The sequence below is a fragment of the Streptomyces sp. NPDC058683 genome, assembly GCF_042716195.1.
GTDB lineage: Bacteria > Actinomycetota > Actinomycetes > Streptomycetales > Streptomycetaceae > Streptomyces.
Genome location: NZ_JBHXSK010000014.1, coordinates 176127 through 198453, shown reverse-complemented (window position 1 = coordinate 198453; position 22327 = coordinate 176127). Strand labels below are relative to the sequence as shown.

Below are 22327 nucleotides of genomic sequence, written 5' to 3'. Positions count from 1 at the left end.
GTTAACTCGGTGTTGCGAACCGAAGAGAGCGTGAAAAATGCCGGTGGGGTGGCTCGATCGAGCTCTTGACCCGGCGATCTTGATCCAATAGAGGGACCTACTCGGCGGCGACGAGCCCCTTGGCGTCCCGGGCCAGGGCGGTGAGCCGGGATATCGCGCGGAAGTACTTCTTCCGGTAGCCGCCGTTCAGCATCTCCTCGCTGAACAGCTTGTCGAACGGCAGCCCGGAGGCCAGGACCGGGATCTCGCGGTCGTAGAGCCGGTCCGCGAGGACCACCAGCCGCAGCGCGGTCGACTGGTCCGGCACCGGCCGCACATCCGTGAGGCAGACCGCCGTCACGCCGTCGGTCAGCGCGCCGTACCGGCTGGGGTGCACCTTGGCCAGGTGGTCCAGGAGCTGCGGGAAGTCGTCGAGCGAGGCGCCCGGGGTGGCGTACGCCGCCTTGGCCACCTGCTCCTCGGAGAACGGCGCCGGCGCCTCGGGCAGGCCGCGGTGACGGTAGTCCTCGCCGTCGATGCGCAGGGCGCGGAAGCGGGCCGACAGGCCCTGGATCTCGCGCAGGAAGTCGGCCGCCGCGAACCGGCCCTCGCCGAGCTTGCCCGGCAGCGTGTTGGAGGTGGCGGCGAGCGCGACCCCCGCGTCGACCAGCCGGCCCAGCAGCGTCGACACCAGGACCGTGTCGCCGGGGTCGTCCAGCTCGAACTCGTCGATGCACAGCAGGCGGTGGCCGGAGAGGGTCACCACGGTCTGCTGGAAGCCGAGGGCGCCGACCAGGTTGGTCAGCTCCACGAAGGTGCCGAACGCCTTCAGCGCGGGCTCGGCCGGGGTGGCGTGCCAGAGGGAGGCGAGCAGGTGGGTCTTGCCGACGCCGTACCCGCCGTCGAGGTAGACCCCGCGGGGCCCGGCCGGGGCCTTCGGCGCCCTGGCCTTCCCGAAGCCGAAGAATCCGCGCCTGCCGCCGCCCGCCGCGTGCGCGCCCCCGAGACCGGCCGCGAAGCCTTCGAGGACCCGTACGGCCTCGGTCTGGCTCGGCTGGTTCGGGTCCGGCAGGTAGGTGGCGAAGCGGACCGAGTCGAAGCGGGGCGGCGGCACCATCTCGGCGACCAGCCGGTCCGCGGGGACGTGCGGCGAGCGGGCGCACAGGGACAGCGGGGCCGCGTCGGCTATGGGGCTGACCTCGGAAGCGGCGGGAGAAGACGACACGGTCATCCATGGTAGTTGCCGTGCCACACTGCACGACATGCGACGCCTGTTCCCTGTGACCGAAGAGACAGCACCCGGCGCCTCCGGCGGTCCGGCCGAGGGGGAGGGGCCGGCGGGCGCGGCCGGTACCTCCGGCGGGGTGCGGTCCGGGGCGGGGGCCGGTGCCGCCGGCGAGGCGGGCGGTTCCGGTTCTGTCGCGCGGGAGTGGGGTCTCGCCGAGCTCGCGGTCGCCTATGGCTATCCCGTCGGGCGGGGGGTCTGGCTGCGGGCCAACATGGTGTCCACGCTCGACGGCGCCGGTCAGCACGACGGGCGGTCGCAGCCCATCTCCGGCGCGGCCGACATGCGGATCTTCGGCACCCTGCGGGCGCTCGCGGATGTGGTGGTCGTCGGAGCGGAAACGGTACGGCAGGAGGGGTACCGGCCGGCCCGCGCGCGTGCGGAGTTCGCCGGGGCCCGAGCGGCGGCGGGCCAGGGCGCGGCCCCCGTGGTCGCCGTCGTCACCGCGAGCCTGGACCTCGACTTCTCGCTCCCGCTGTTCACCTCGCCCCTCGTCCCCACGCTGATCCTCACCGGCGCGGCGGCCGCCCCCGACCGCGTCGCCGCCGCCGAGCGGGCCGGCGCCCGGGTGGTGGTCGCCGGTGACGGCGCCGGCGTCGACCCCGCGCGCGCGGTGAGCGCCCTCGCCGATCTCGGTCACACCCGGCTGCTCACCGAGGGCGGACCCCGGCTGCTCGGGCAGTTCATCGCCGCCGACGTCCTCGACGAGCTGTGCCTCACGATGTCCCCGATGCTCACGGCAGGGGGAGCGCAGCGCATTTCCGGGGGACCCGGTGTAACCGTACCCAGGCGTTTCGAACTAGTGTCCCTGCTGGAGGAGGCCGGATTCCTGTTCAGTCGCTATCAGCGGTCCTGAATTCGGCGGAATCTACCGTTCCGCTTAGCTTCCGGCGGGCACACTGAATCCGGCAGTACCCGTGCGTTCACGGGGCAGGATGGTTTCCGCAGGGCTGCTAGGCCCCAGGGAGGACAGAGGGTCCGCGTGGCCCTCTCAGGAGAAGAGGCGCCTGGTGTTCACAAGCGTTCTGATGATCGAGAAGGCCCTGACGTCTGCCGACGTGGAGTTCGTCACCACCTTGCACGGGGACGAGCAGGTTTCCTTCCATGTGTTGCTCCAGCCGCGCGGCGACCAGGCGGACCGCCTGCTGCGGGCCATCGACGACATCGCGCTCGGCGAACTGGACGAAGCCGCGCGTGAGCGGGAGACGCCCGAGGGGGACGAGGCGAAGGGGCCGGCCGAACAGGCGCTCGACGTGTCCCTGGCGGCCCTGCGGGCGGCGGGCAGCACGGCGGAGGGGCGGATGGTCGAGGACCACCCGCTGGACGCGCTGAAGACGGTGGTGGAAGAGGTCGGCGCGGACGAGGTGATCGTGCTGACCGATCCGCACTACGTGGAGGAGTTCTTCCACCGGGACTGGGCGTCCCGGGCGCGGCACAAGGTGGGCGTGCCGGTGCTGAAGCTGTTCTCGCACAGTAAGGCGTAGGCGCCCTGCGTGGACGGGGCGGCGCGTCGGCAGGTGCGGGTGCGATGTGGCTGGTCGCGCCCACGCGGCGGAGCCGCATGTCAGACACAGCCCCGCGCCCCTTTCGGGGCGCTGACAGCTTGCGCCCCTTGCAAGGCAGCCGGTGCCCGAGCGCATAGGCTGGGCACGCTTTCGCACGTCACCGTCTCTGGGAGAAACACATGGCACCCGGCCTTCCTTCCGCCATGGAGCGACCGCACTTCATCGGCATCGGCGGCGCCGGGATGTCGGGGATCGCCAAGATCCTCGCCCAGCGCGGTGCCGAGGTGGCCGGGAGCGATGCCAAGGAGTCGGCCACCGTCGAGGCGCTGCGGGCGTTCGGCGTCACCGTGCACATCGGGCACGCGGCGGAGCACCTGGCCGACGACGCCAGCTGCGTCGTCGTGTCGTCGGCGATCCGCGAGGACAACCCCGAGCTGGCGCGCGCGGCCGAGCTGGGCGTCCCCGTGGTGCACCGTTCGGACGCCCTCGCCGCCCTGATGGACGGCGCGCGGCCGATCGCCGTCGCGGGCACCCACGGCAAGACCACGACCACCTCGATGCTGGCCGTCTCGCTGACCGAGCTGGGCCGCGAGCCGTCGTACGCCATCGGCGGCGACCTGGACGCCCCCGGCTCCAACGCCCTGCACGGCGAGGGTGAGATCTTCGTGGCCGAGGCGGACGAATCGGACCGCAGCTTCCACAAGTACGCGCCCGAGGTCGCCATCGTCCTCAACGTGGAGCTCGACCACCACGCCAACTACGCCTCGATGGAAGAGATCTACGAGTCCTTCGAGACCTTCGCCGGCCGGATCGTGCCCGGCGGCACGCTGGTGATCAACGCCGACCACGAGGGCGCGCGCGAGTTGACCCGGCGGCTGGCCGGGAAGGTGCGGACGGTGACCTACGGCGACGCCGCCGACGCCGACGTCCGGGTGCTGTCCGTCGTACCGCAGGGGCTGAAGAGCGAGGTCACCGTCGTGCTGGACGGGGCCGAGCTGACCTTCACGGTCTCCGTGCCCGGCCGGCACTACGCGCACAACGCCGTCGCCGCGCTCGCCGCGGGCGTGGCCCTCGGGGTCCCGGCCGCCGAGCTGGCGACCGCGCTGGCCGCGTACACGGGTGTCAAGCGGCGCCTCCAGCTGAAGGGCGAGGCGGCCGGCGTCCAGGTGATCGACTCCTACGCCCACCACCCCACCGAGATGACCGCCGACCTGGAGGCCATGCGCGCCGCCGCCGGGGACGCCCGGATCCTGGTCGTCTTCCAGCCGCACCTGTTCTCCCGCACCCAGGAGCTGGGCAAGGAGATGGGCGACGCGCTGGCCCTCGCGGACGCGTCCGTGGTCCTGGACATCTACCCGGCCCGCGAGGACCCGATCCCCGGCGTCACCAGCGAGCTGATCATCGAGGCGGCGCGGGCCGCGGGCGCCGACGTCACCGCCGTGCACGACAAGGACGAGGTCCCCGCCGTGGTCGCGGGAATGACGAAGCCCGGTGATCTGGTTCTCACCATGGGCGCGGGCGATGTGACCGACCTGGGCCCGAGGATCCTGGAACGCCTGGCGAAGTGAGGGGCTGAGAGTCATGTCGTACGACGTCGACAAGCCGGACGAGCAGTGGCGGTCGGAGCTGACGCCGGCCGAGTACGCCGTGCTGCGTCAGGCGGCGACCGAGCCGGCCTTCGTCGGTGAGTACACCGACACCAAGACCAAGGGCGTGTACTCCTGTCGCGCCTGCGGTGCGGAGCTGTTCACCTCCACCACGAAGTTCGAGTCCCACTGCGGGTGGCCGTCCTTCTACGACCCGAAGGACACCGACGCGGTCGAGCTGATCGAGGACCGCACGCACGGGATGGTTCGCACCGAGGTGCGGTGTGCGCGGTGCGGCTCGCACCTCGGGCACGTCTTCGAGGGCGAGGGGTACGCGACCCCGACCGACCAGCGGTACTGCATCAACTCGATCTCGCTGCGGCTGACCGCCGACGAGAGCTGAGATCGCGGCAGGTCAGGAGAGCCGGATCGGGCTGGGGAGGAGTCCCCGGGCCGGTGCCGGCCGCCACCGGACGTCTCCGGCCGCGTCACGCACGACGCGGCCGAAGGCCTGGTCCCCGAAGTGGAACGCGAAGGCGTAGGTGCGGGGTGCCAGCAGCTGCTCCAGGAGTGTCCTGCGTGCCTTCAGCACTCCTTCGACGTCCACGTCCGGCCCGGAGGGCCACTCGGGGTGGGTCAGCTGCGCGGGGGTGTGGAAGGCGTCCCCGAGGACGAGGATCCGCCGGCCGCGCGATGCCGAGATCACATACGTGGTGTGCCCGGGGCTGTGGCCCGGGGTGATCAGGGCGGTGACGCCCGGCCACACCTCCTCGCCGTCCTCGAACTGCCGCAGCACGCGGGACATCGGCACCATGAAGCCGTCCCAGGACGGCGCACCCACCTTGATCTCGCCCCGCCAGAACGGGCCCCATTCGGCCGCCGCCACCAGGTAGTCGGCGCGCGGGAACGCCTTGTGCAGCTCCTGGTGCCGGTCCGGGACGAAGCCCACTCCGGTGTGGTCGGTGTGCAGGTGGGTGAAGGCCACGGTGCCCACGGACTCCGGGGCCACCCGGAGCCGCCGCAGGGTCTCCAGCAGGGCGCCCCCGCGGGAGACGCCGAGCGTGGGCGACAGGACGTTGCTTCCGAGGCCCACGTCGATCAGCATTCTGCGCCGCCCGCGTTCGACGAGCACACCACCGGCCGAGGCGGCGATCCGGCCGGAGCGGGTGAGCGCCTCGGGGTGCTCCCGCCAGTAGTCGGCGGGGACGGCCGGGAGGAAGCCCGCCAGGTCCAGCTCCATCGCCGCGTCCACGGCGTAGGTGAGCCTGGTGTCCCCCAACGTGAAGGAACGCACGGCGGACTGGTCGCTCAGCTTGCCGACCCGCGGGCGGGCGGCGAGTGCGGGCGTGGCCGCCACGAGTGGGGCGGAGAGCGCGGCCGTGGTCGCGAGTGCGGTGCGCAGCACCCTGCGGCGGGGGAGGCCGGGGGTATGGGGCATGGCTGAACTCCTGTGGTGGAGGGGGGATTCGGCTTCCCCGGCGATGGCGATGGCGACGGTGGCTGTGGCGGTGGTGCTGGTCAGCCGGTGTTGCGCAGGCCTGCTGCCACGCCGTTGACGGTGAGGAGGAGGGCGCGGGCGAGGAGGGGGTCGGGTTCGGTGCCGGTGGTGGCGGCGTCGCGCTGGCGCTTGAGGAGGGTGACCTGGAGGTAGGAGATGGGGTCGAGGTAGGCGTCGCGGATGCCGAAGGTCTGCTTGAGGACGGGGGTGGCGTCGAGCAGTTCGTTCTCGCCGGTGATCTTGAGGACTTCGGTGACGGTCAGTTCGTGTTCGGCGCGGATGGTGTCGAAGACGTGCTTGAGGTCGTCGGGGACGAGGGTGTCGACGTAGTGCTGGGCGATCCGCAGGTCGGTCTTGGCGAGGGTCATCTCGACGTTGGAGATGAAGTTGCGGAAGAAGTGCCAGTGTTCGTGCATCTCGGCGAGGACGGTGTCCCCTTCGTGCCGCAGGCCGGCTTCGCGCAGGGCTTTGAGGCCGGAGCCGACGCCGAACCAGCCGGGGACGATCTGCCGGGACTGGGTCCAGCCGAACACCCAGGGGATGGCGCGCAGGCCGTCGAGCGAGACGCCCGAACCGGGGCGGCGGGAGGGGCGGGAGCCCAGGTGCAGGTCGGCGAGCTGGTCGACGGGGGTGGAGGCGAGGAAGTACGTCGGCAGGTCGGGGTCCTCGACGAGTTCGCGGTAGGCGGCGTGGGCGGCCTCGGAGACGACGTCCATGGCGGCGTCCCAGCGGGCGAGGGCCTCGTCGGACTGGCGGGGGGCGGTGTGCAGGGCGGAGGCCTGGAGGGTGGCGGCCACCGTCAGTTCCAGGTTCTCGCGGGCCAGGGAGGGGATGAGGTACTTGTCGGAGATGACTTCGCCCTGTTCGGTGACCTTGATCTCGCCTTCGAGGGTGCCCCAGGGCTGGGCGAGGATGGCGTCGTGGGAGGGGCCGCCGCCGCGGCCGACGGTGCCGCCGCGGCCGTGGAAGAGGCGCAGGCGTACGCCGTAGCGGTGGGCGACGTCGCGCAGGCGGCGCTGGGCGCGGTGGATCTCCCACTGGCTGGTGGTGATGCCGCCGAACTTGGAGGAGTCGGAGTAGCCGAGCATGACTTCCTGGACGTCTCCGCGCAGCGCCACCAGGCGCCGGTAGGAGGGGTCGGAGAGCATGTCCTCCAGGATGGTGTCGGCTGCTTTGAGTTCGTCGGTGGTCTCCAGGAGGGGGACGATGCCGACCTTGGCCCAGCCGGCGTGGAGGTCCATCAGGCCGGCCTCGCGGGCCAGGACGGCGGCGGCGAAGACGTCGTCGGCGCCCTGGCACATGGAGATGATGTACGACTCGACGACCTCGGGTCCGAACACCTCCAGGGCCTTCTTCACGGTCTGGAAGACCCCGAGGGTCTTCTCCCCGGCCGCATCCACCGGAGCCTGGGCCGGAGCGAGCAGCCGACGTGACGTCAGTTCCTTGGCCAGGAGCCGCAGTCGGTAGTCCCGGGGCATGTCGGTGTAGCGCCAGGATTCTTCGCCGAGGCGGTCGAAGAGCTGGCCGAGGGCGTGGTGGTGGGCGTCGGCGTGTTCGCGGACGTCCATGGTGGCGAGCTGGAGGCCGAACGCGGCCAGGGTGCGGATCGTGCGGGCGAGGCGGCCGTCGGCGAACAGGCCGCCGCGGTGTTCGCGCAGCGAGGCCTGGATCAGCCGCAGGTCGGCGAGGAGCTCTGCGGTGCCCAGGTAGTCCCGGCCCGGTTCGTGTGGAGTGCCCCTCGTCAACCGGGACTTGGTGTTCTCCAGCTTCTGCCGGATGCAGGTGGCCTTGAGGCGGTAGGGCTCCTCGGCGTTGAGGCGCTTGTAGCGGGGGCTGATCTCCGGGAGCAGCTCCAGGTCGGCGCGCAGGGACTCCAGGAGTTCCTCGGTCGCGCCGGTGTAGCGGATGGAGTTGGAGAGGAAGCCGCGGAGTTCGTCGATCATCTCCAGGGCGTCGTTGATGCCGTGCTCGTGCTGGAGGATGAGGACGTCCCAGGTGACCTGGGGGGTGACGTTGGGGTTACCGTCACGGTCGCCGCCGATCCAGGTGCCGAAGGTGAGCGGGCGGGTGTCGTCGGGGAGCTTGACGCCGACCCGCTCCAGCTCCGCGGTGAGGTCCTCCAGGACATCGCCCACCGCGTCGGCGTGCAGCTCGTCGAGGTAGTAGATGGCGTTGCGGGCCTCGTCGGCCGGCTCCGGGCGCACGACACGCAGCTCGTCGGTCTGCCAGACCAGGTCGATGTTCTCGGCGAGGCGGGTGTCGGTGCGGCGGCGGTCCGACTCGATGACCGGGGTGTCCAGGAGCGCGGCGATACGCCGGAGCTTGTTCAGGACCGAGCGGCGTGCGGCCTCGGTGGGATGGGCCGTGAACACCGGACGGACGTTGAGACGGCCGGCCGCCTGGGCGAGCAACTCGGGCGCCTGGTCCGCTCCTTCGCGTACCACCCGGGCCAGCGCCGACTCCTCGCGTGCTCGTGCCTCCCTCAACTCCCGCCCCCGGTACACCTGCTCGGTGACGTTGGCGAGGTGGAAGTAGGTGGCGAAGGCGCGGGCCAGCTTGGCGGCGGTCTCCAGTTCCGTGCCACGCAGCAGTTCGGCGGCGGCCTCGCCGTCCTCGCGGGTGAGGCGGCGGACCCGCTCGACGAGGTCCAGCAGCTCGGGGCCCTCCTGCCGGACGAGGGTCTCGCCGAGAAGGTCGCCCAGCCGGCGGATGTCGGCGCGCAGGGCGGCGTTCGGGATGCGGGCGTGCATGGGGTACTCCCGGGGTGTGGAGTGGGCGGTCGCCGGTCAGGGCGCCAGCAGCGCCGCGGGGTTGACCGAGGTGACGGCCCGGAACTGATCGGACGTCAACTCTGCTTCGCCGAACCAGCGTCGGCTCGTGGCCAGCCAGCCGGCGGGGTCCGGCTGGTCCGGCTGTCCGAGGTCGGAGCTGAACACCACCCGGGGATGGGCGCGCACCACCTCGGCCAGGTGCCGGGTGTCGCGGTGGCCCAACAGCAGGGTCAGGGCGGTGAGTTCGACGTACAGTCCGGGAACCGGGGCCAGTTGGGCCAGGTCGGCGGGGGTGAGGCCGGACATCGGGTGGGTGGCGTGGGTCAGCAGCAGCCGCGGGAGCTCCAGGCGTACCGCTTCGTCGATCACTCGTAGGGTCTCGTCCCGGTCGCAGTGCCCGGTCGCGAGGACGACGGGCAGATCCCGGGCCGCCCGGAGTACCTCGCGCACCGGCTCGCGGAGCCGGCCGGTGCCGTCCAGGACGCGGTCGGCGCGCCAGTGTTCGGGGTCGAGCCGGGGATGGAACGGCTCCCGGCGCAGCGCCGACCGGTGCCCGGGGCCGATCAGGGTGGGGAGGTGGACGACCAGCCGGGCGGGGCTGTCCGGCCCGTGGGCGTAGACGGCCTGCTCGACGACCCGGGGGCGGACCCCGCCGGCCAGGTCGTTGAGCACGACCGCGCCGGAGACGGGCAGGCCCTCCTGCCGGGCCTCCCAGGCGCTCGCCGCCGTCGACCCCAGATGGCTCTTGATCACCGCCCAGCCGTCGACCTCCGCGTAGGCCCGCCCGGCGCCGGCGGTCGTCAGCCGGCGCCGGTACAGGTCGGGCCCCGCGTGGTAGTGGACGTCCACCACCCGTCGTACCAGGTCATGCATCACGGGACTCGGCGTCGGCGGGGCCCTCCCACGGCCTGGCGTAGCCGAACCGGCGGCGGGCCTCGTCCAGGCGCAGGCCGGTGCCGACCGCCTCGGCGATGGCCGACTCGGTTCCCTCGACGCGTTCCGCGCGGTCCGCGACCTCGGCGGCCCGTTCGGCGGGTACGACCAGGACGCCGTTGTCGTCGGCGACGATCACGTCACCGGGGCGGACGGTGACCGCGCCGATCGTGACCCGCCGTCCGGTGGCGGCGAGTTCCACCCGGTTCTTGCCGCTCACCATCGTGGCGCCGGTGCTGAAGAGGGGGTATCCGGCGGCGCGGATCTCGGCGAGGTCGCGGGCCGAGCCGTGCAGGGCGGTGCCGCGCACCCCGCGGCTCCGGGCCACCGAGGTGAGCAGCGAACCCCAGTTGGTGCAGGTGGTGGAGCCGCCGTTGTCGACCACGACGAAGGAGCCGGCGGGCACGTCGTCCAGGTAGTCGGCCGCGTTGCGGAACCTCTCGTCGGAGCGGTCCACCGGCTGGTAGGTGACGGTGTACGCCAGGCCCGCGGTGCGGGCGCCGGGCACGCGCGCGCTGATCCCGGCGAGCACCCCGGGGATGCCGAGGCTGTCCAGGGCGTCGGAGACGGAGGCGGTGTCGAGCGCGGCCAGCCGGTCCACCACGTCCGCGGGTACGGCGACGGCCACCGACTCGGCAGCCGCGTCCGGCAGTTCGGCGGCCACCGACTCGGCCTCCCCGCCGGGCAGTCCGGCGGCGACGGCCTCGGCGACCTCGCGGGTGCCCGCGTTGCCGCCCAGGTCGTAGGTGACCGTCGTACGGGCGCGGGCCACGGTGCGGACGGCGTCGCGCAGTTCCGCACCGGGTACGGGGAGGCCGAGGTGGTCCAGCATCTGGGCGACGGTGAGCAGCATCGCCATCGGGTTGGCCCGGTCCTGGCCCGCCATGGCGGGAGCGCTGCCGTGCACCGGCTCGAAGTAGCTGCCGTGGTCGCCGATGTTGCCGCTCGGCGCGAGTCCGAGTCCGCCCATGACGCCGGCGCCGAGGTCGGAGAGGATGTCGCCGAACATGTTCTCGGCGACGAGCACACCGAACCGCTCCGGCCTGCGGACCATCCACAGGGCGACGGCGTCGACGTTGAGGATCTCGGTCTCGATGTCCGGGTGGTCCCGGGAGATCAGTTCGAGACGCTCGCGCAGATGGTTGCCGCTCTGCCGCAGCACCATCGGCTTGTCCACGACGGTGAGCCGCCGCCGGCCGTGGGCCTCGGCGTGGGCGAAGCCGAAACGCAGCAGCCGGTCGATGCCGAACCGGGTCTGCAGCCGGAGCGTGACACTGCTCTCGTCGGGGCCGGAGGCCTCGGCGTTGGGGTGCTCGCGCACCGCGTTCCACAGCGCCTCGTCGAGCCCGTGGACGTCGAACCCGGCGTACAGGCCCTCGGTGTTCTCCCGGATGACGGTGAAGTCGAACCGGCCGTGGTCCAGGTCGGTGACCGGGCGGATGTTGGCGTACAGGCCGAGCCGCTGACGCAGTTGGATGACCGGGGAGACGAACTTCCGGCCGGTGCCGCGCAGCGACGGCGTGAGTTCGGCCTCCGCCTCGCGCAGCGGCTTGCTGGTGATGGCGCCCAGCAGGCAGGTGTCGGTCTCCTCCAGGAGCTTCCAGGTCCGCTGGGGGACCGGGTCGCCCTCCTGGCGCCAGCACTCCCAGCCGATCTCCCCGAACCGGAAGTCCAGGGGGAGACCGAGCCGTTCGACGGTGTCCAGGGCGGCGGCGACGACCTCGGGGCCGATGCCGTCACCGGGCAGGACCGCAACGCTTTTCCTCGGAGCCGACTTCATCGGAGTCCCTTCTCCCACAGGTAGGCCTCGATCAACGCGGCCACTTCGGTGGGCTGTTCGGCGTGGGGGCGCATGCCGGCCCCGGGGGCGACGTGCACCCTGTGGTGCGGGGCGGCGGCGGTGTGCCGCTGGGTGACGAGCTGGGAGTGGCTGCCCACGATCTGGAGCAGCGGGCCCGGATGGGCGCGTACGGCGTCGGTGACGTCGATCCCGCACAGCAGCCGCATCCCGGCGGCCAGCCTGCGGCCCGCGGCCGCGTCGGCGTCGGCGTCCGCGATGGCCTCCGCGGTGGCGGCGGTGACATCGGCGCCGGGTGCGCCGAGCGGCAGGACGCGCCGGTTGAGCAGGGCGAGTGCGGCGCCGGGACGGCCGGAGGCGGCCAGGTCCGCGATCCGGGTGAGCCGTTCCTCCAGGACCGGGTCGGTGCGGGCGGGGCCCGAGACGAGCAGCGCGGCCGTGTCGGGTGCGCACTCCGGAAGCAGGGCCTGGGCCACCGCGCCGCCCAGCGCGTTCCCGCAGAGCAGGTCGACGCGGCCGAAGTCCGGCAGCAGCGCGCGCCAGCGGGCGACGAAGGCGGCCATCGAGTCCGCCTCCTCGTCCCACAGGGAGAGCGTGTCCACCACGGTCACCCGGAGCCCGGCGCCGGCCAGGGTCCGGACGACCGGGGCGAAGAACGCCCCCTCGTCCCAGCGCGGTGTGACGGGGGCGAGGACGAGGGCGTGGGGCGCGCCGACGGCGGTCGCCGGTCCGAAGACCCCCGTCGGCACGGCCGGTCCGGCGTGGGTCACCGGACGCCGGAGAGGGTGCGCGCGGTCGCGATGGCCTCGCCGTGCTCGCCGAGCAGGTCCTTGCGGTGTTCCACCGGCAGGTCGTAGCGGCCCAGGACCAGGTCCGGCAGCGGCAGCGAGGGCCTGCCCTCGGGGATGTTGGCGAGCAGCAGGTCGGCCAGCTCCAGGACCGGGGCCAGGTCGAGCCGTGCGGCGGACTCCGGGTCGGTCCGGTCGAGGTGGGCCAGCCACTGTTCGGCGATGAGGTTGCCGGGGCCCTTGCCCATCCCCTGGATCGAGGAGTCCATCCAGGTCGCGCCGGCCGCGGCCGCGCTGATCGCGTTGGCCAGGGCGAGGCCCAGGTTGTTGTGGGCGTGCAGTCCGACCGGACCGCCGGTGACGGACCTGGTCAGGGTGGTCAGGTCGGTCGTGTCGACGGGGGAGAGGCTGCCGTTGGAGTCCGCCAGGTAGACGAACTCGGCGCCCGCGTCGGTGGCGGCGGTCGCCACCTCGACCACGTCCCGGCCCGGCCACTGGCTGATCCGGGCGAAGTTGACGCCGACCGTGAAGCCGGTGTCCTTGGCCTGGCGGATGTAGTCCAGGCCGGTCTCGTAGCCCTTGGCGGGCAGGATGATCCGGACCAGGCGGGCGCCGGCCGCGTACATGGCGGGCAGGTCGGCGCGGGTGATGTTCTTCGGGTGCAGGATCATCGCGACCCGCTCCGGGCCGATCTCCTGGGCCATCGCGGCGATGAACTCGTCGTCGCCGCGGCCGGTCAGCCCGAGGTCGGGTATCGGGACGAGGGAGCCCTTGCGGTAGGCGATCTCGATCCAGTCGAAGCCGGCCTCGACGCTGAGCTTCGCGTGCTTCAGGGCGTACTCGAGCGGGAAGGCGAAGCCGTTGCGATAGCCGCCGTCGCGGAGGGTGACGTCGATGTTGACGATACTCATGGAGTCTCCAGAAGCTGCTGACGTGGGGTGGGGTCAGGCGGTCCGCCGGGCGGCGGCCGCGTGGTGCGCGGCGAGCCGTCCGAAGATGAGCGAGCGCAGGACCGAGGTGGCCGGCGGGTAGGCGTGGTAGAAGAGGCCGGTGGCCTCGCCGGCGGCGTACAGGCCGGGGATGGCGGTGCCGGACGGGGTGACGACACGGGCGTCGAGGTCGGTGCGGACACCGCCGTAGGTGAAGCAGATCGCGGCGGTCACCGGGACGCCGATGAAGGGCGCGGTGTCCAGCGGGGTGGCCCAGTTGGACTTCGGCGGGGTGATGCCGACGGTGTGCTTGCCGTCCAGGCGGGTCGGGTCGAACTCCCCGGGAGCCACGGCCGCGTTGAACTCGGCGACGGTCTTCTCCAGGCCCTCCGCGTCGATCCCGAGCTTCCCGGCGAGCTCCTCCAGGGTGTCCGCCTGCTCCGGCGGCACGTCACTGAGCAGGGAGTTCATGATGCCGGGGATGGCCAGGGTCTTGGCGTCGGCGATCCAGTACGCCTCCTGGTCCTGGTTCTTCCAGATCTCGTACCCGATGTGCTCGAAGGTGTTGTCCCAGGTGTCGCGGCCCTCGTCGAAGAAGCGCTCAAGACGGCCGTTGACGAAGATGCCCGCCGGGAACCCGTAGAGCACCGAGTCCGCCTTCGTCGTACGGCGGTCGACCGGTTCGGCGTGGATGCCGTCGAACTGCCCGGCCGTGTCCGCGCCGAGGTCCAGCGCCATGCGCAGCGCGTCACCGCGGTTGTGGGCGATGCCCGGCGCGATCAGCGGGAGGTCGCAGGCGCGGTCGCCGAGGTAGCGGGTGAGCATCTCGGCGTTGCCCTCGAAGCCGCCGCAGGCGAGGACCACCGCACGGCCGGACAGCCGGCGGGTGCGGCCGTCGGAGCCGCGGACCACGACGCCGTCCACGGAGCCGTCCTCGGCGGTGGTCAGGCGCAGCGCCTCCGTCTCGTAGTGGATCTCGACGCGGGGGTCGCTCTCCAGGGCGGCGCCCAGGTGCTCGACGATGGAGGCGCCGCCGCCGCGGGGGCTGGCCGGCGGCGTCATGGACGGAGTGCCGGCCTCGAAGGTGTGGGGGAGCGGGAAGTCCGCGAAGGCGATCTCGACGCCGTGCTTCTCGACGAAGGCCAGGGTCTCCGGGGCCTCCCGCTCGACGGTGCGGCAGTAGTCGACGTCGGCCAGGCCGCCGGAGACCCGGCCGACGTGCTCGGCCCAGTCCGTGTCCAACCGCCGTTCCTGGTCGATCCGCAGGAAGGCGCCGGTCCAGCGGGTGGCGCCGCCGCGGTCCTTCCTGGCCGCGCGTTCGAGCACCGCTATCCGCACGGGCCGCTCGCGGCCCTCGGTGGCCTCCGCGAAGGACAGCGCGGCGGACAGGCCGGCGGCGCCGAACCCGACGACGACGAGGTCGTACCCGGCGGGCGTGGACGAGGTGGGCATGCTGTCTCCTAGGGGTTTGACGGTGCTGGTGAACTGAAGAACTGAAGAGGGGTCCGGTCAGCGGTTCGGGGTGATGACCCGGCTCGTCCGGTACAGGCGGTACTTGGCGCCGGTCGTGGTCTTCGCGAAGGCCTCGTAGCGGCGCATGAACTCGGGGTCGTCGAAGATGGCGTTGAACCGCTTCTCGTCGGTCCAGGCCGCGAGGTTGACCATGGCGTCGCCGTCGACGCTGGTCAGCAGGCGGGAGCCGCGGAAGCCGTCGGCGGTGGCGGCGACGTGGTGCACGGCCGAGGCGAGGGCGTCGACCGAGGCGGGCGCGTCGTCGGTGGTGGCCACGTTGATGAGCAGCACGCTCTCGTCGGGCACGGCCGCGGTGACCACACCGGGGCTCGCGTTGCGTCCCTCGAAGGCGACGGTGTCGTACGAGGCGACGCCGAGCCGGGTCCAGGGGTCGCTGTCGACCATCTCGCGCACGGTGGCCTCGTCGAGGTCGGCCGTGACGATGACGGCGCCACCGTCCGGGCGCGGCCCGCTCAGCAGGATCCGCCCCTGGTCGGCGTGTTCGCGCAGCCAGGCCTTGTGCCCGGCCATGTGCGCGGTGACGGTGTCACGGGGGACGAGGTAGGTGAGGGTGAGGATGTGGATCACTTGTAACTCCGTTTCTGCAGCGGTCTGTCCGACGGTTCGGGACGCGGCCGTGCGGGCCGGCAAGAGCCGACAGGAAGGGGACCGGCGTTCAGTGCGCGGGCGTGATGCTCCCGGCGAGTCGGCGGAGAATCGTTTCGGCCTCGCTGACCGTGTCGCGCACCACGCTCTCGGCCGACCGCACCTCGTCGACGAGGTCGAGCACCTCGCCGGCGAACAGCGCCCGCTGCCCCGTGTCGTCGCGGGCGACCGCCGCCGTCCACTCGGGCTCGATCTCGGCCCGCCGCCCGGCCAGTTCCGCGTCCCGTCCGGTCCAGGCGCGGGTGAACGCGTTGCTCACCGACCGCGCCGTGTACATCTCGTCCCACGGAATGCCGCGCACGACGTCGAAGGAGCGGGTGTCGACGAGATCGGTGGTGGCGCCGGACACCAGGGCGGCCTTGAAGCCCGCCGTGCCCATGGACTCCTCGGTGAGGGCGAACCGGGTGCCCATCATCACGCCGTCGGCGCCGAGGGCGAGCGCGGCAGCCAGGCCCCGTCCGTCCGCGAAACCGCCGGCCGCGACCACCGGAACCGCGCCCTGCGCGAGGTCCAGGACGGCGGGGACCAACGGCAGCGTCGCCTGGGTCTTGTGGTGGCCGCCGGCCTCGGCGCCCTGGGCCACCAGCACGGAGGCCCCGGCCTGCAGCGCGACCGCCGCCTGCCCGGTGTCGTGCACCTGCACCACCACCTGCGCCCCGCTCTCGGCGGCGGAGCCCACGTACCGGCGCACCTGGTCGGCGTCGCCGAACGAGAGGGCGATCACCGGCGGCGCGTAGCCGAGCACCTTGTCCCACAGGCCGGGGCGCTCGTCGAAGGTGAACATCACGCAGCCGACGCCCCAGACACCGCCCTGCTCGGCCGTCGCGGCCACGTGCTCGTCGATGAAGGCGGCGTCGCCGTAGCTGACGCCCACCAGGCCCAGCCCGCCGGCGCGGGTGACGGCGGTGGCGAGCCGTGCGCCGGACACGCCGCCCATCGGGGCGCCGACGATCGGATGGTCGATTCCCAGCAGCTCGGTCAGCTTGGTCGAGATCACGCTTCTCCTCTGTTTCCCGGCGCGTCCGATGAACGGATCGAAATTGAACGAAACAGAGGCCCGCGAAATAATTTCCACGTGCACTGGTTTCGTGTTTCAAAGACTAGATACCGGTCTTCTCCGGTGTCCAAGACGGAAAGCGCGTGGTGGTCATAGGGCCGGGCCTATGGGCGTGGTGCAATTCACTGTCCGGTACCCGGAATTAAACATTCCGGTCGGCGTCCGGTGAAATCCGGGTACGGTCCGGTAAAAAGGATCGGCCCGGAGCCGTGGGGCTCCGGGCCGATCAGGGGGGCGGGAAACGGTGGTCAGGTGAGGAACGGCCAGCCGCGCCGGGCGGCGACCGTGCGCAGATGGCGGGCCGAGCGGCCGTCGGCGAGCGCGGTGACGGCCAGCCGTTCGCGGGGTGCCGAGGTGGTGGGCAGTGGCCGCCAGACGAGCTGGGGGTCGCCCTGGACGGCGAGCCTCGGCCGCAGCGCCACCACCTCGCCCGCGGTCTGCAGCGCGTGCACGAACAGGGCCTGCTGGTCCTGGTCGATGGGGTGCAGCACGGCGTTCCAGCCGAGGGCCGCGAGCTGGGCCGGCACGGTGTCCGCGTAGCCGGGCGCGCACCCCTCGTCGTACCAGAGGAGCCGTTGGGCCGCGAGGTCTGCCCAGGTCAGGTGGGGGCGGCGGGTGAGTGGATGACCGGCGTCCATGACCACGCCGAGCGGCTCGTCCCAGACCACGGCCCGGACCAGACCGGGCACGGCCACGGGCAGCCGTACGATGCCGAACGCGATCTCGCCGTGGTGCAGCAGCTCCGGCTGGTCCGCCGCGCTGACCGAGCGCATCCGCAGCGCCGGCTCGGTACGGCCCCCGGCGCGGTCGGTGTGCTGCCCGGTGAGACCGTGCTGCACTTCGGCGAGTACCTCGGCGGGCACCCCGCCGCACACGCCCACCGGCCAGACCAGTGGGGACGGCGCGGCGGCCGCGATGGCGGACCGCAGCTGGCCGGGGATGCTCTGGATTTCCCGCAGAAACGCCCGCCCGCCCGTGGTCAATTCGACACCGCGTGAACTGCGGATGAAAAGCGGGGCGCCTATTCGTTGTTCCAGCCGTTTGATCTGCTGACTCAGGCTCGGCTGGGATATCCGCAATTCCTGGGCGGCACCGGACACGGTGCCGGCCCGGACCACCGTCAGGAAATACCGAAGGTGCCGCATGTCGAAGTCGTCGACATGTTCGGCATGGGTGACAGCGCGCCGTACCCCCTCGTGGGACAGGTCACCGAGGGCGTCCCCGGTGCCGATCCGGCCGAGTGGGAACGGCCCGACCCGTTCGTCCAGCACAGTCATTCGCTTTCCCCCTTCACGTGTCGAGCCTTCAAGCCTTCACATGTCGTGTCGTGACCGCGATCCGGTCTGTCCGTCACCTTGCCGAAGGGGTCCGGACGGACCGGCACCACGTCAGCATCGCAGAAACATCCCTTCGGGAAGGTATTTTTAACGGCTCCGCAACGCACTGCTCATCAGCTGTGCGCGCCCTCTTCGGTCTCCTGCTCGCCCGACAGTGCCCGCAGATCGCCGGCGAGCACGTCGAGGAGCAGCCGCCACACCGCCTCCCAGGCCGAGGCGTCGGTGCACCCCTTCGGCCCGAAGGACACGTGCAGCGCGCCGTGCATCGCGGTCAGCAGCAACTGGGCGACGAGTTCGGGCGGATGCGGGGGCATGCCGCCCTCCTGCTGTGCGCGTCGGACGAGTTCGACCAGGTCGCGCCGTACGTCCTCGGAGACGTCCGGCAGTTCGCGGGTCAGGCTCGGGCAGTCGGTGGCCAGCCGCATGGCCGCCCGGAGCCGGACGTCCGCCTTGAGGCGATGGGCGAGATCCAGGACCAGCGACTCCAGTGCCGTCCGGGCGGTGACACCGGGGGCGTTCCGGGTCAGCAGCATCTCCTCCCACACCTCGTGGGACTGGGCCAGCAGGGCGCCGGCGAGGACCTCCTTGGATGCGAAGTGCCCGTAGAGGGCTCCCTTCGTCATCCCCGTCCGCGCGGCCACGGCGTTGAGTGTGGCCCTGCTGTATCCCTGGACGGCGAACTCCTCGGCGGCGGCGTCCAGGACCTTCTCCCGGGTGCGCCGCGCCCTTTCCTGTTTGACCATGCGGGGGCCCTCCAGTCTTGGCGAAGGCATAAACATACCCTCGCGAAGGAATGTTTTGAGGAGGGTGAAACCGGCCGGTCATCGGCCGTTTCCCGAGGTGACGACGGACCGTCCGGCGCACGGGACCGCCCGGCGCGGTCCCCTGTCCCCGCCGAGCACGGCCCAGCCGGCCCGCCCGGCCTCCACCGCCAGTGCGGGTGAGCCGCCGACCACCACCGGGTGCCCGACCGACCGGAGCATGGCGAGGTCGCTCACATGGTCGCCGTACGCCCAGCAGTCCTCGGCACGGACCCCGCGCTCGCCGACGACGACCGCCACCGCGCCGGCCTTGGCCTGCCCGATCATCGGCCGCTCCACCTCACCGGTGAGCAGTCCGCCGGCCGTCACGCCCTGCTCGGTGCACCACACCTGGGCGGCGCCGAAGTCCCTTGCCACCGCCTCCAGGAGCGGGCGCAGCGAGCCGGACACCAGCACCACCTCGTGGCCGTGGGCCCGGTGCCGCTCGACGGCTTCGACCGCGGCCGTCACGAACGCCCGCGGGCCCCGGCGGTGGGCGTCGTACCAACGGCACGCCACCGACGTCAGTGTTCTCGCGGGCACCCCGGCGAACCGGCGGTAGTACTCCCGGTTCAGCGTGTTCCGGTCCTCGCCGGCCGCCACGCGGGCCCGCAGGTCGGACACGCGGGCGGGGAGCGGCCAGGCACCCGAAGCGGCCCAGAAGTCCCAGAAGTCGAGCATGGTCTTCGTGGCCAGCAGGGTCTCGTCCACGTCGAAGAAGGCGACGGGCGGTTGTTCCCGCGCACCGCTCACCGCGGACCGCCCTGCTCGGGCGCCAGCACCACGGCCGCGTACGCCCGGGCCGCCGCGTCGGGATCGAGGGTGGCGTGGCCCGCCGCGGCCGTCGCGTCCCGCCAGGCCCGCTGCACCGGGTGGTCCGGCGCCTGGGCCCGCAGCCCGGAGGCGCGGAAGAGGATGTCCACCGCCTCCCGGCACAGCACGGCCGCGGCCGTCGCGTCCCTGCGGTTCTCGGCCACCGCGAGCGGGGTGATCTCGGCATGGTCGGCCCGCTCGGCCGCGCCGCCGAGCAGCAGCCCCGCGGAGTGGATCCGCGTGGACGCCTCGGCCAGCACGGTGTGCGTCGCCGGGTGCGAGGACGCGGCGCGGGACCGTTCTCCGGTCCAGGCGCGCAGCGCGCCCCGGGCGATGCCGAGCAGGGGAGCGGCGAAGATCAGGGCCGCGACCATGGGATAGGGCACGGTGTGGCAGCGGGCCGCGTCGGGCCGTGGGCGGAGCAGCGCGTCCAGCGTGAAGGAGCGGTGCCCGGGGACCAGGACCCCGTCGGCCGCCACGGTGTTGCTGCCCGTCCCGCGCAGCCCCGAGGTGTGCCAGGTGTCCAGCACCGTCAGTTCCGCGCGCGGCACGGCGAAGATCCGGTGCTCCCGGTCGGCCGGGCCGGGCGTCCAGGAGGCGAGCAACACCCAGTCGGCGTGGTCCACCCCGCTGGCGGGCCGCCACGCGCCGTCCAGCCGCCAGCCGCCGTCCACCGCCACCGCACTGCCCTGGGGCGGTACCACCGCGGCGGCGATCCGGGCGTCCGGGCCCCGCTCCCACAGCTCGCGCTGGCCCTCGGCGGGAAGGTAGGCGGCCAGCCGACCGTGGGCGGCGTACAGCGCGGCGCACCACGCCGTGGACCCGCAGGCCTCCCCGACCTCCGCCACGCCGGTCAGCAGTGCCCCGAACCCGCCCTCCGCGCCGCCCCAGCGCCCCGGCACGAAGTGGCGCGGGAAGCCGGCGGCGCCGATGGCGGCCGCGACCTCGGGCGTCAGCCTGCGCGTCTCCTCCGTCCGGGACGCCTCGTGGCGGGCGAGGGCCGTCAGACCGGCCGGTCCCGGTACCGGCCGGACCGTGGTGCCGTTCGTCGTGTGCACGGTCAGCATGTCGCTCCGGCGAGCTGACGGTCGGCGCACGGCAGCGCGCACTCCACGCGGGCGGAGGCCAGTTCGCGGCCGGCCTGCTCCGCCCGCAGGAGGAGCGTGCCCGCGCGACCGGCGCCGGCCGTGCCGGCGAGGTGCTCCGCGGTGACCGACACCGGCAGGTCCAGCTCGCCGAAGGAGGTGAACCGGGCGACCAGCGACCGCACGTACTGTGCCGCGTCCGTGGCGGTGACGAGGGCCACCTGCCGGAACGCGGCCATCAGCGCCATGCCGGGGATGTGGTCCGACGGGTGGTCGAACAGGACGGGGTGGTCCACGTCCAGCCGCAGCCACCAGCGGTGGCGCCGCGTCGGGTCGGCGGATATGAGGACGTCGCGGTCCCGGCGCTGACCGACCCGGGCCGGCGGCAGGGGTACGGCCCTGACGGGCTCCGGTGCGGGATCCGTGCCGGTGTCCGCCGCGCCGCGCTTCCTGAGCAGCGCGTAGCGGCGCGGCTCCAGCGCCTCCCAGCGCACCCGGGCCCGTCCCAACCGCCGGTGCCGCGTGTACGCGTCCGCGTTCAGCTCCAGCCTGGTCCGGCGCGGCTGCCTCTCGGTGCGCTCGCAGCGTGTGTCGAGGCCGAGGGCGAGCGGTGCGGCCGTGCCCGGTGCGGGCAGCGGTCCGTCGAGTTCGACGGCGAGCTCGCTGAGGACGAACTGGTGGCCGTACGGCACGTCGAGGAAGCGGTGCGAGAGGTGGATGGCCGCCTGCCGTGCCGTCTCGGCCAGCAGGACCGGGTCGGACGTCGGGCCGCCCAGGTCGTCCAGGAAGTGGTCGCGGTGCCATGCGGAGGCGATGGCGAACCGCTCGGCGTCCAGGCGTACCGCATCGGTGAGCAGGACTTCGGCGGTGGCGTACTTGTGTACTGTCTCGCGTGGCACCGGGCGGTCGAAACCGAGACTTCTCCAGGATTCCTGGAGTCCGCGGGGTTCCGACGGCAGGGTCGGTGGTGGTACGAAATGCATGTTCTGCTTCCTCCCCAAGTTGCGGCAGCGGGACTGAGACCCCGCCGCCGTCCCGCCCCCGCGGGAAAGCGACCTGAAGAAAGATACCTTCCGGAAGGTTTCTTGTAGAGGGACGTTTCAGGCCAACCTGGCCGGACAGAACCGTCCGTCGGGCCGTACACGTCATGTCCGCACCCGCGGAAGCCGGGCCAAACCGGTGGAAGCCGTCACACGCAGAGGAACAGAGCCTTGTTGGAGCCGCAGTCGGCGTATTCCTCGTTCGTCCACAAGAAGATCGTCACCAGGAGGGGGCCCGATCCCAAACAGGACCGGTCCGCACGCACCCGGCAGCTGGTGCTGACCGCGGCCTCCGAGTTGTTCGCGCAGCACGGATTCCGTCATACCTCGGTCAAGGACGTGGCCGACCGGGTGGAGATGACCAAGGGAGCGGTGTACTTCCACTACCCGACCAAGGAGGCCCTCGCGATCGCCGTGGTGGAGGAGCACTACGCCCGGTGGCCGGCGTTGCTGGAGCAGGTCGTGACGGAGGGGCGCGGGCCGCTCGGCACCGCCGCCCGGCTGCTGGAGCGCGCGGCCCTGGCCTTCCGCGACGACGTGATCGTGCAGGCGGGGGCGCGGCTGCAGATCGAGCGCCCGCACATCGACGCGGAACTGCCGACGCCGTACGTCGACTGGACGGAGCTGTTGGAGTCGCTGCTGGTCGCCGCCGTGGACGCGGGCGAACTGCGGGAGGGGGTCTCGCCGCAGACGGCCGCACGGGTGCTGGTCTCCGCCTTCTTCGGCACCCAGCACATCTCGGACGTGCTGCACGGCCGGACGGACGTGGTGGACCGGTGGGCCGAGTCGAGCGAGCTGTTGTTCCATGCGATCCGTGCGTGACGGTCCGTGCCCGGCGTGGCGGGGGCCCCCGGGGGGTGGGGCGGGGGGGCCGGGGGGGGGGGGTGGGGGGGGGCGGGCCCCCCCGCGCGGCGCACCCCCCCCCGGCGGGGGGGGCCCCCACCC

Annotated in this window: 20 protein-coding genes; 5 read left to right on the top strand and 15 right to left on the bottom strand. The window is 72.6% G+C overall.

Annotated elements, in window-relative coordinates:
- Positions 1-97: 97 nt before the first annotated feature.
- A complete protein-coding gene (gene zapE / locus ACFWXC_RS17715) occupies positions 98-1204 on the bottom strand; it encodes a cell division protein ZapE (RefSeq protein WP_384479630.1) in 1107 nt (368 codons plus the stop codon).
- Positions 1205-1241: 37 nt separating this feature from the next.
- Between zapE and ACFWXC_RS17710 the strand changes: the two genes are divergently transcribed.
- From ACFWXC_RS17710 to msrB, 4 genes are all read left to right on the top strand, one after another.
- Positions 1242-2120: a pyrimidine reductase family protein gene (locus ACFWXC_RS17710; RefSeq protein ID WP_384479628.1), complete on the top strand. Its 879-nt coding sequence runs from the start codon at positions 1242-1244 to the stop codon at positions 2118-2120.
- A 154-nt stretch (positions 2121-2274) separates the two neighbouring features.
- Complete coding sequence (locus ACFWXC_RS17705) at positions 2275-2748, top strand: indole-3-glycerol phosphate synthase (RefSeq protein ID WP_384479626.1); 474 nt, start codon at positions 2275-2277, stop codon at positions 2746-2748.
- A gap of 200 nt (positions 2749-2948) precedes the next feature.
- Positions 2949-4337 (top strand): UDP-N-acetylmuramate--L-alanine ligase, encoded by a 1389-nt coding sequence (gene murC / locus ACFWXC_RS17700; protein ID WP_384479624.1) that lies wholly within the window; start codon positions 2949-2951, stop codon positions 4335-4337.
- 13 nt (positions 4338-4350) lie between these two features.
- Positions 4351-4758 (top strand): peptide-methionine (R)-S-oxide reductase MsrB, encoded by a 408-nt coding sequence (gene msrB / locus ACFWXC_RS17695; RefSeq protein ID WP_384479622.1) that lies wholly within the window; start codon positions 4351-4353, stop codon positions 4756-4758.
- A gap of 12 nt (positions 4759-4770) precedes the next feature.
- Here msrB and ACFWXC_RS17690 read toward each other — a convergent pair whose 3' ends face one another.
- The 14 genes from ACFWXC_RS17690 to ACFWXC_RS17625 form a co-directional block, all read right to left on the bottom strand.
- Complete coding sequence (locus ACFWXC_RS17690; RefSeq protein ID WP_384479620.1) at positions 4771-5793, bottom strand: MBL fold metallo-hydrolase; 1023 nt, start codon at positions 5791-5793, stop codon at positions 4771-4773.
- An 80-nt stretch (positions 5794-5873) separates the two neighbouring features.
- Complete coding sequence (ppc, locus tag ACFWXC_RS17685) at positions 5874-8603, bottom strand: phosphoenolpyruvate carboxylase (protein ID WP_384479619.1); 2730 nt, start codon at positions 8601-8603, stop codon at positions 5874-5876.
- A 36-nt stretch (positions 8604-8639) separates the two neighbouring features.
- Complete coding sequence (locus ACFWXC_RS17680) at positions 8640-9497, bottom strand: DUF6282 family protein (protein WP_384479680.1); 858 nt, start codon at positions 9495-9497, stop codon at positions 8640-8642.
- On the bottom strand, positions 9490-11337 hold the full coding sequence (locus tag ACFWXC_RS17675; RefSeq protein WP_384479617.1) for an isocitrate/isopropylmalate family dehydrogenase: 1848 nt from the start codon (positions 11335-11337) through the stop codon (positions 9490-9492). Before ACFWXC_RS17675 ends, ACFWXC_RS17680 begins: the two co-directional genes overlap by 8 nt.
- Complete coding sequence (locus tag ACFWXC_RS17670; RefSeq protein WP_384479615.1) at positions 11334-12125, bottom strand: alpha/beta fold hydrolase; 792 nt, start codon at positions 12123-12125, stop codon at positions 11334-11336. Before ACFWXC_RS17670 ends, ACFWXC_RS17675 begins: the two co-directional genes overlap by 4 nt.
- Positions 12122-13054 (bottom strand): hypothetical protein, encoded by a 933-nt coding sequence (locus tag ACFWXC_RS17665; RefSeq protein ID WP_384479613.1) that lies wholly within the window; start codon positions 13052-13054, stop codon positions 12122-12124. Before ACFWXC_RS17665 ends, ACFWXC_RS17670 begins: the two co-directional genes overlap by 4 nt.
- A 33-nt stretch (positions 13055-13087) precedes the next feature.
- The gene (locus ACFWXC_RS17660; protein WP_384479611.1) at positions 13088-14524 is read right to left on the bottom strand and encodes an FAD-binding protein; all 1437 of its coding nucleotides are present in this window, start codon (positions 14522-14524) and stop codon (positions 13088-13090) included.
- Positions 14525-14581: 57 nt separating this feature from the next.
- Entirely contained in the window at positions 14582-15172 is a 591-nt protein-coding gene (locus ACFWXC_RS17655) for a YciI family protein (protein ID WP_384479609.1), read from the bottom strand.
- 88 nt (positions 15173-15260) lie between these two features.
- On the bottom strand, positions 15261-16247 hold the full coding sequence (locus tag ACFWXC_RS17650; RefSeq protein WP_384479607.1) for an NAD(P)H-dependent flavin oxidoreductase: 987 nt from the start codon (positions 16245-16247) through the stop codon (positions 15261-15263).
- Positions 16248-16555: 308 nt separating this feature from the next.
- Positions 16556-17584, bottom strand: a complete 1029-nt coding sequence (locus ACFWXC_RS17645) for a LysR family transcriptional regulator (protein WP_384479605.1) — start codon at positions 17582-17584, stop codon at positions 16556-16558.
- A gap of 173 nt (positions 17585-17757) precedes the next feature.
- Positions 17758-18387, bottom strand: a complete 630-nt coding sequence (locus tag ACFWXC_RS17640; RefSeq protein ID WP_384479603.1) for a TetR family transcriptional regulator — start codon at positions 18385-18387, stop codon at positions 17758-17760.
- A 78-nt stretch (positions 18388-18465) separates the two neighbouring features.
- Positions 18466-19197, bottom strand: a complete 732-nt coding sequence (locus ACFWXC_RS17635; protein ID WP_384479602.1) for an HAD family hydrolase — start codon at positions 19195-19197, stop codon at positions 18466-18468.
- Positions 19194-20324, bottom strand: a complete 1131-nt coding sequence (locus ACFWXC_RS17630; protein WP_384479601.1) for an oxidoreductase — start codon at positions 20322-20324, stop codon at positions 19194-19196. Before ACFWXC_RS17630 ends, ACFWXC_RS17635 begins: the two co-directional genes overlap by 4 nt.
- The gene (locus ACFWXC_RS17625; protein WP_384479599.1) at positions 20318-21241 is read right to left on the bottom strand and encodes a ScbA/BarX family gamma-butyrolactone biosynthesis protein; all 924 of its coding nucleotides are present in this window, start codon (positions 21239-21241) and stop codon (positions 20318-20320) included. Before ACFWXC_RS17625 ends, ACFWXC_RS17630 begins: the two co-directional genes overlap by 7 nt.
- A 312-nt stretch (positions 21242-21553) precedes the next feature.
- On the opposite strand from ACFWXC_RS17625, the gene ACFWXC_RS17620 reads away from it, so the two are divergent.
- Positions 21554-22204 carry a ScbR family autoregulator-binding transcription factor gene (locus ACFWXC_RS17620; protein ID WP_384479597.1) on the top strand — a complete coding sequence of 217 codons (651 nt, stop codon included), beginning with the start codon at positions 21554-21556 and terminating at the stop codon, positions 22202-22204.
- Positions 22205-22327 lie beyond the last annotated feature (123 nt).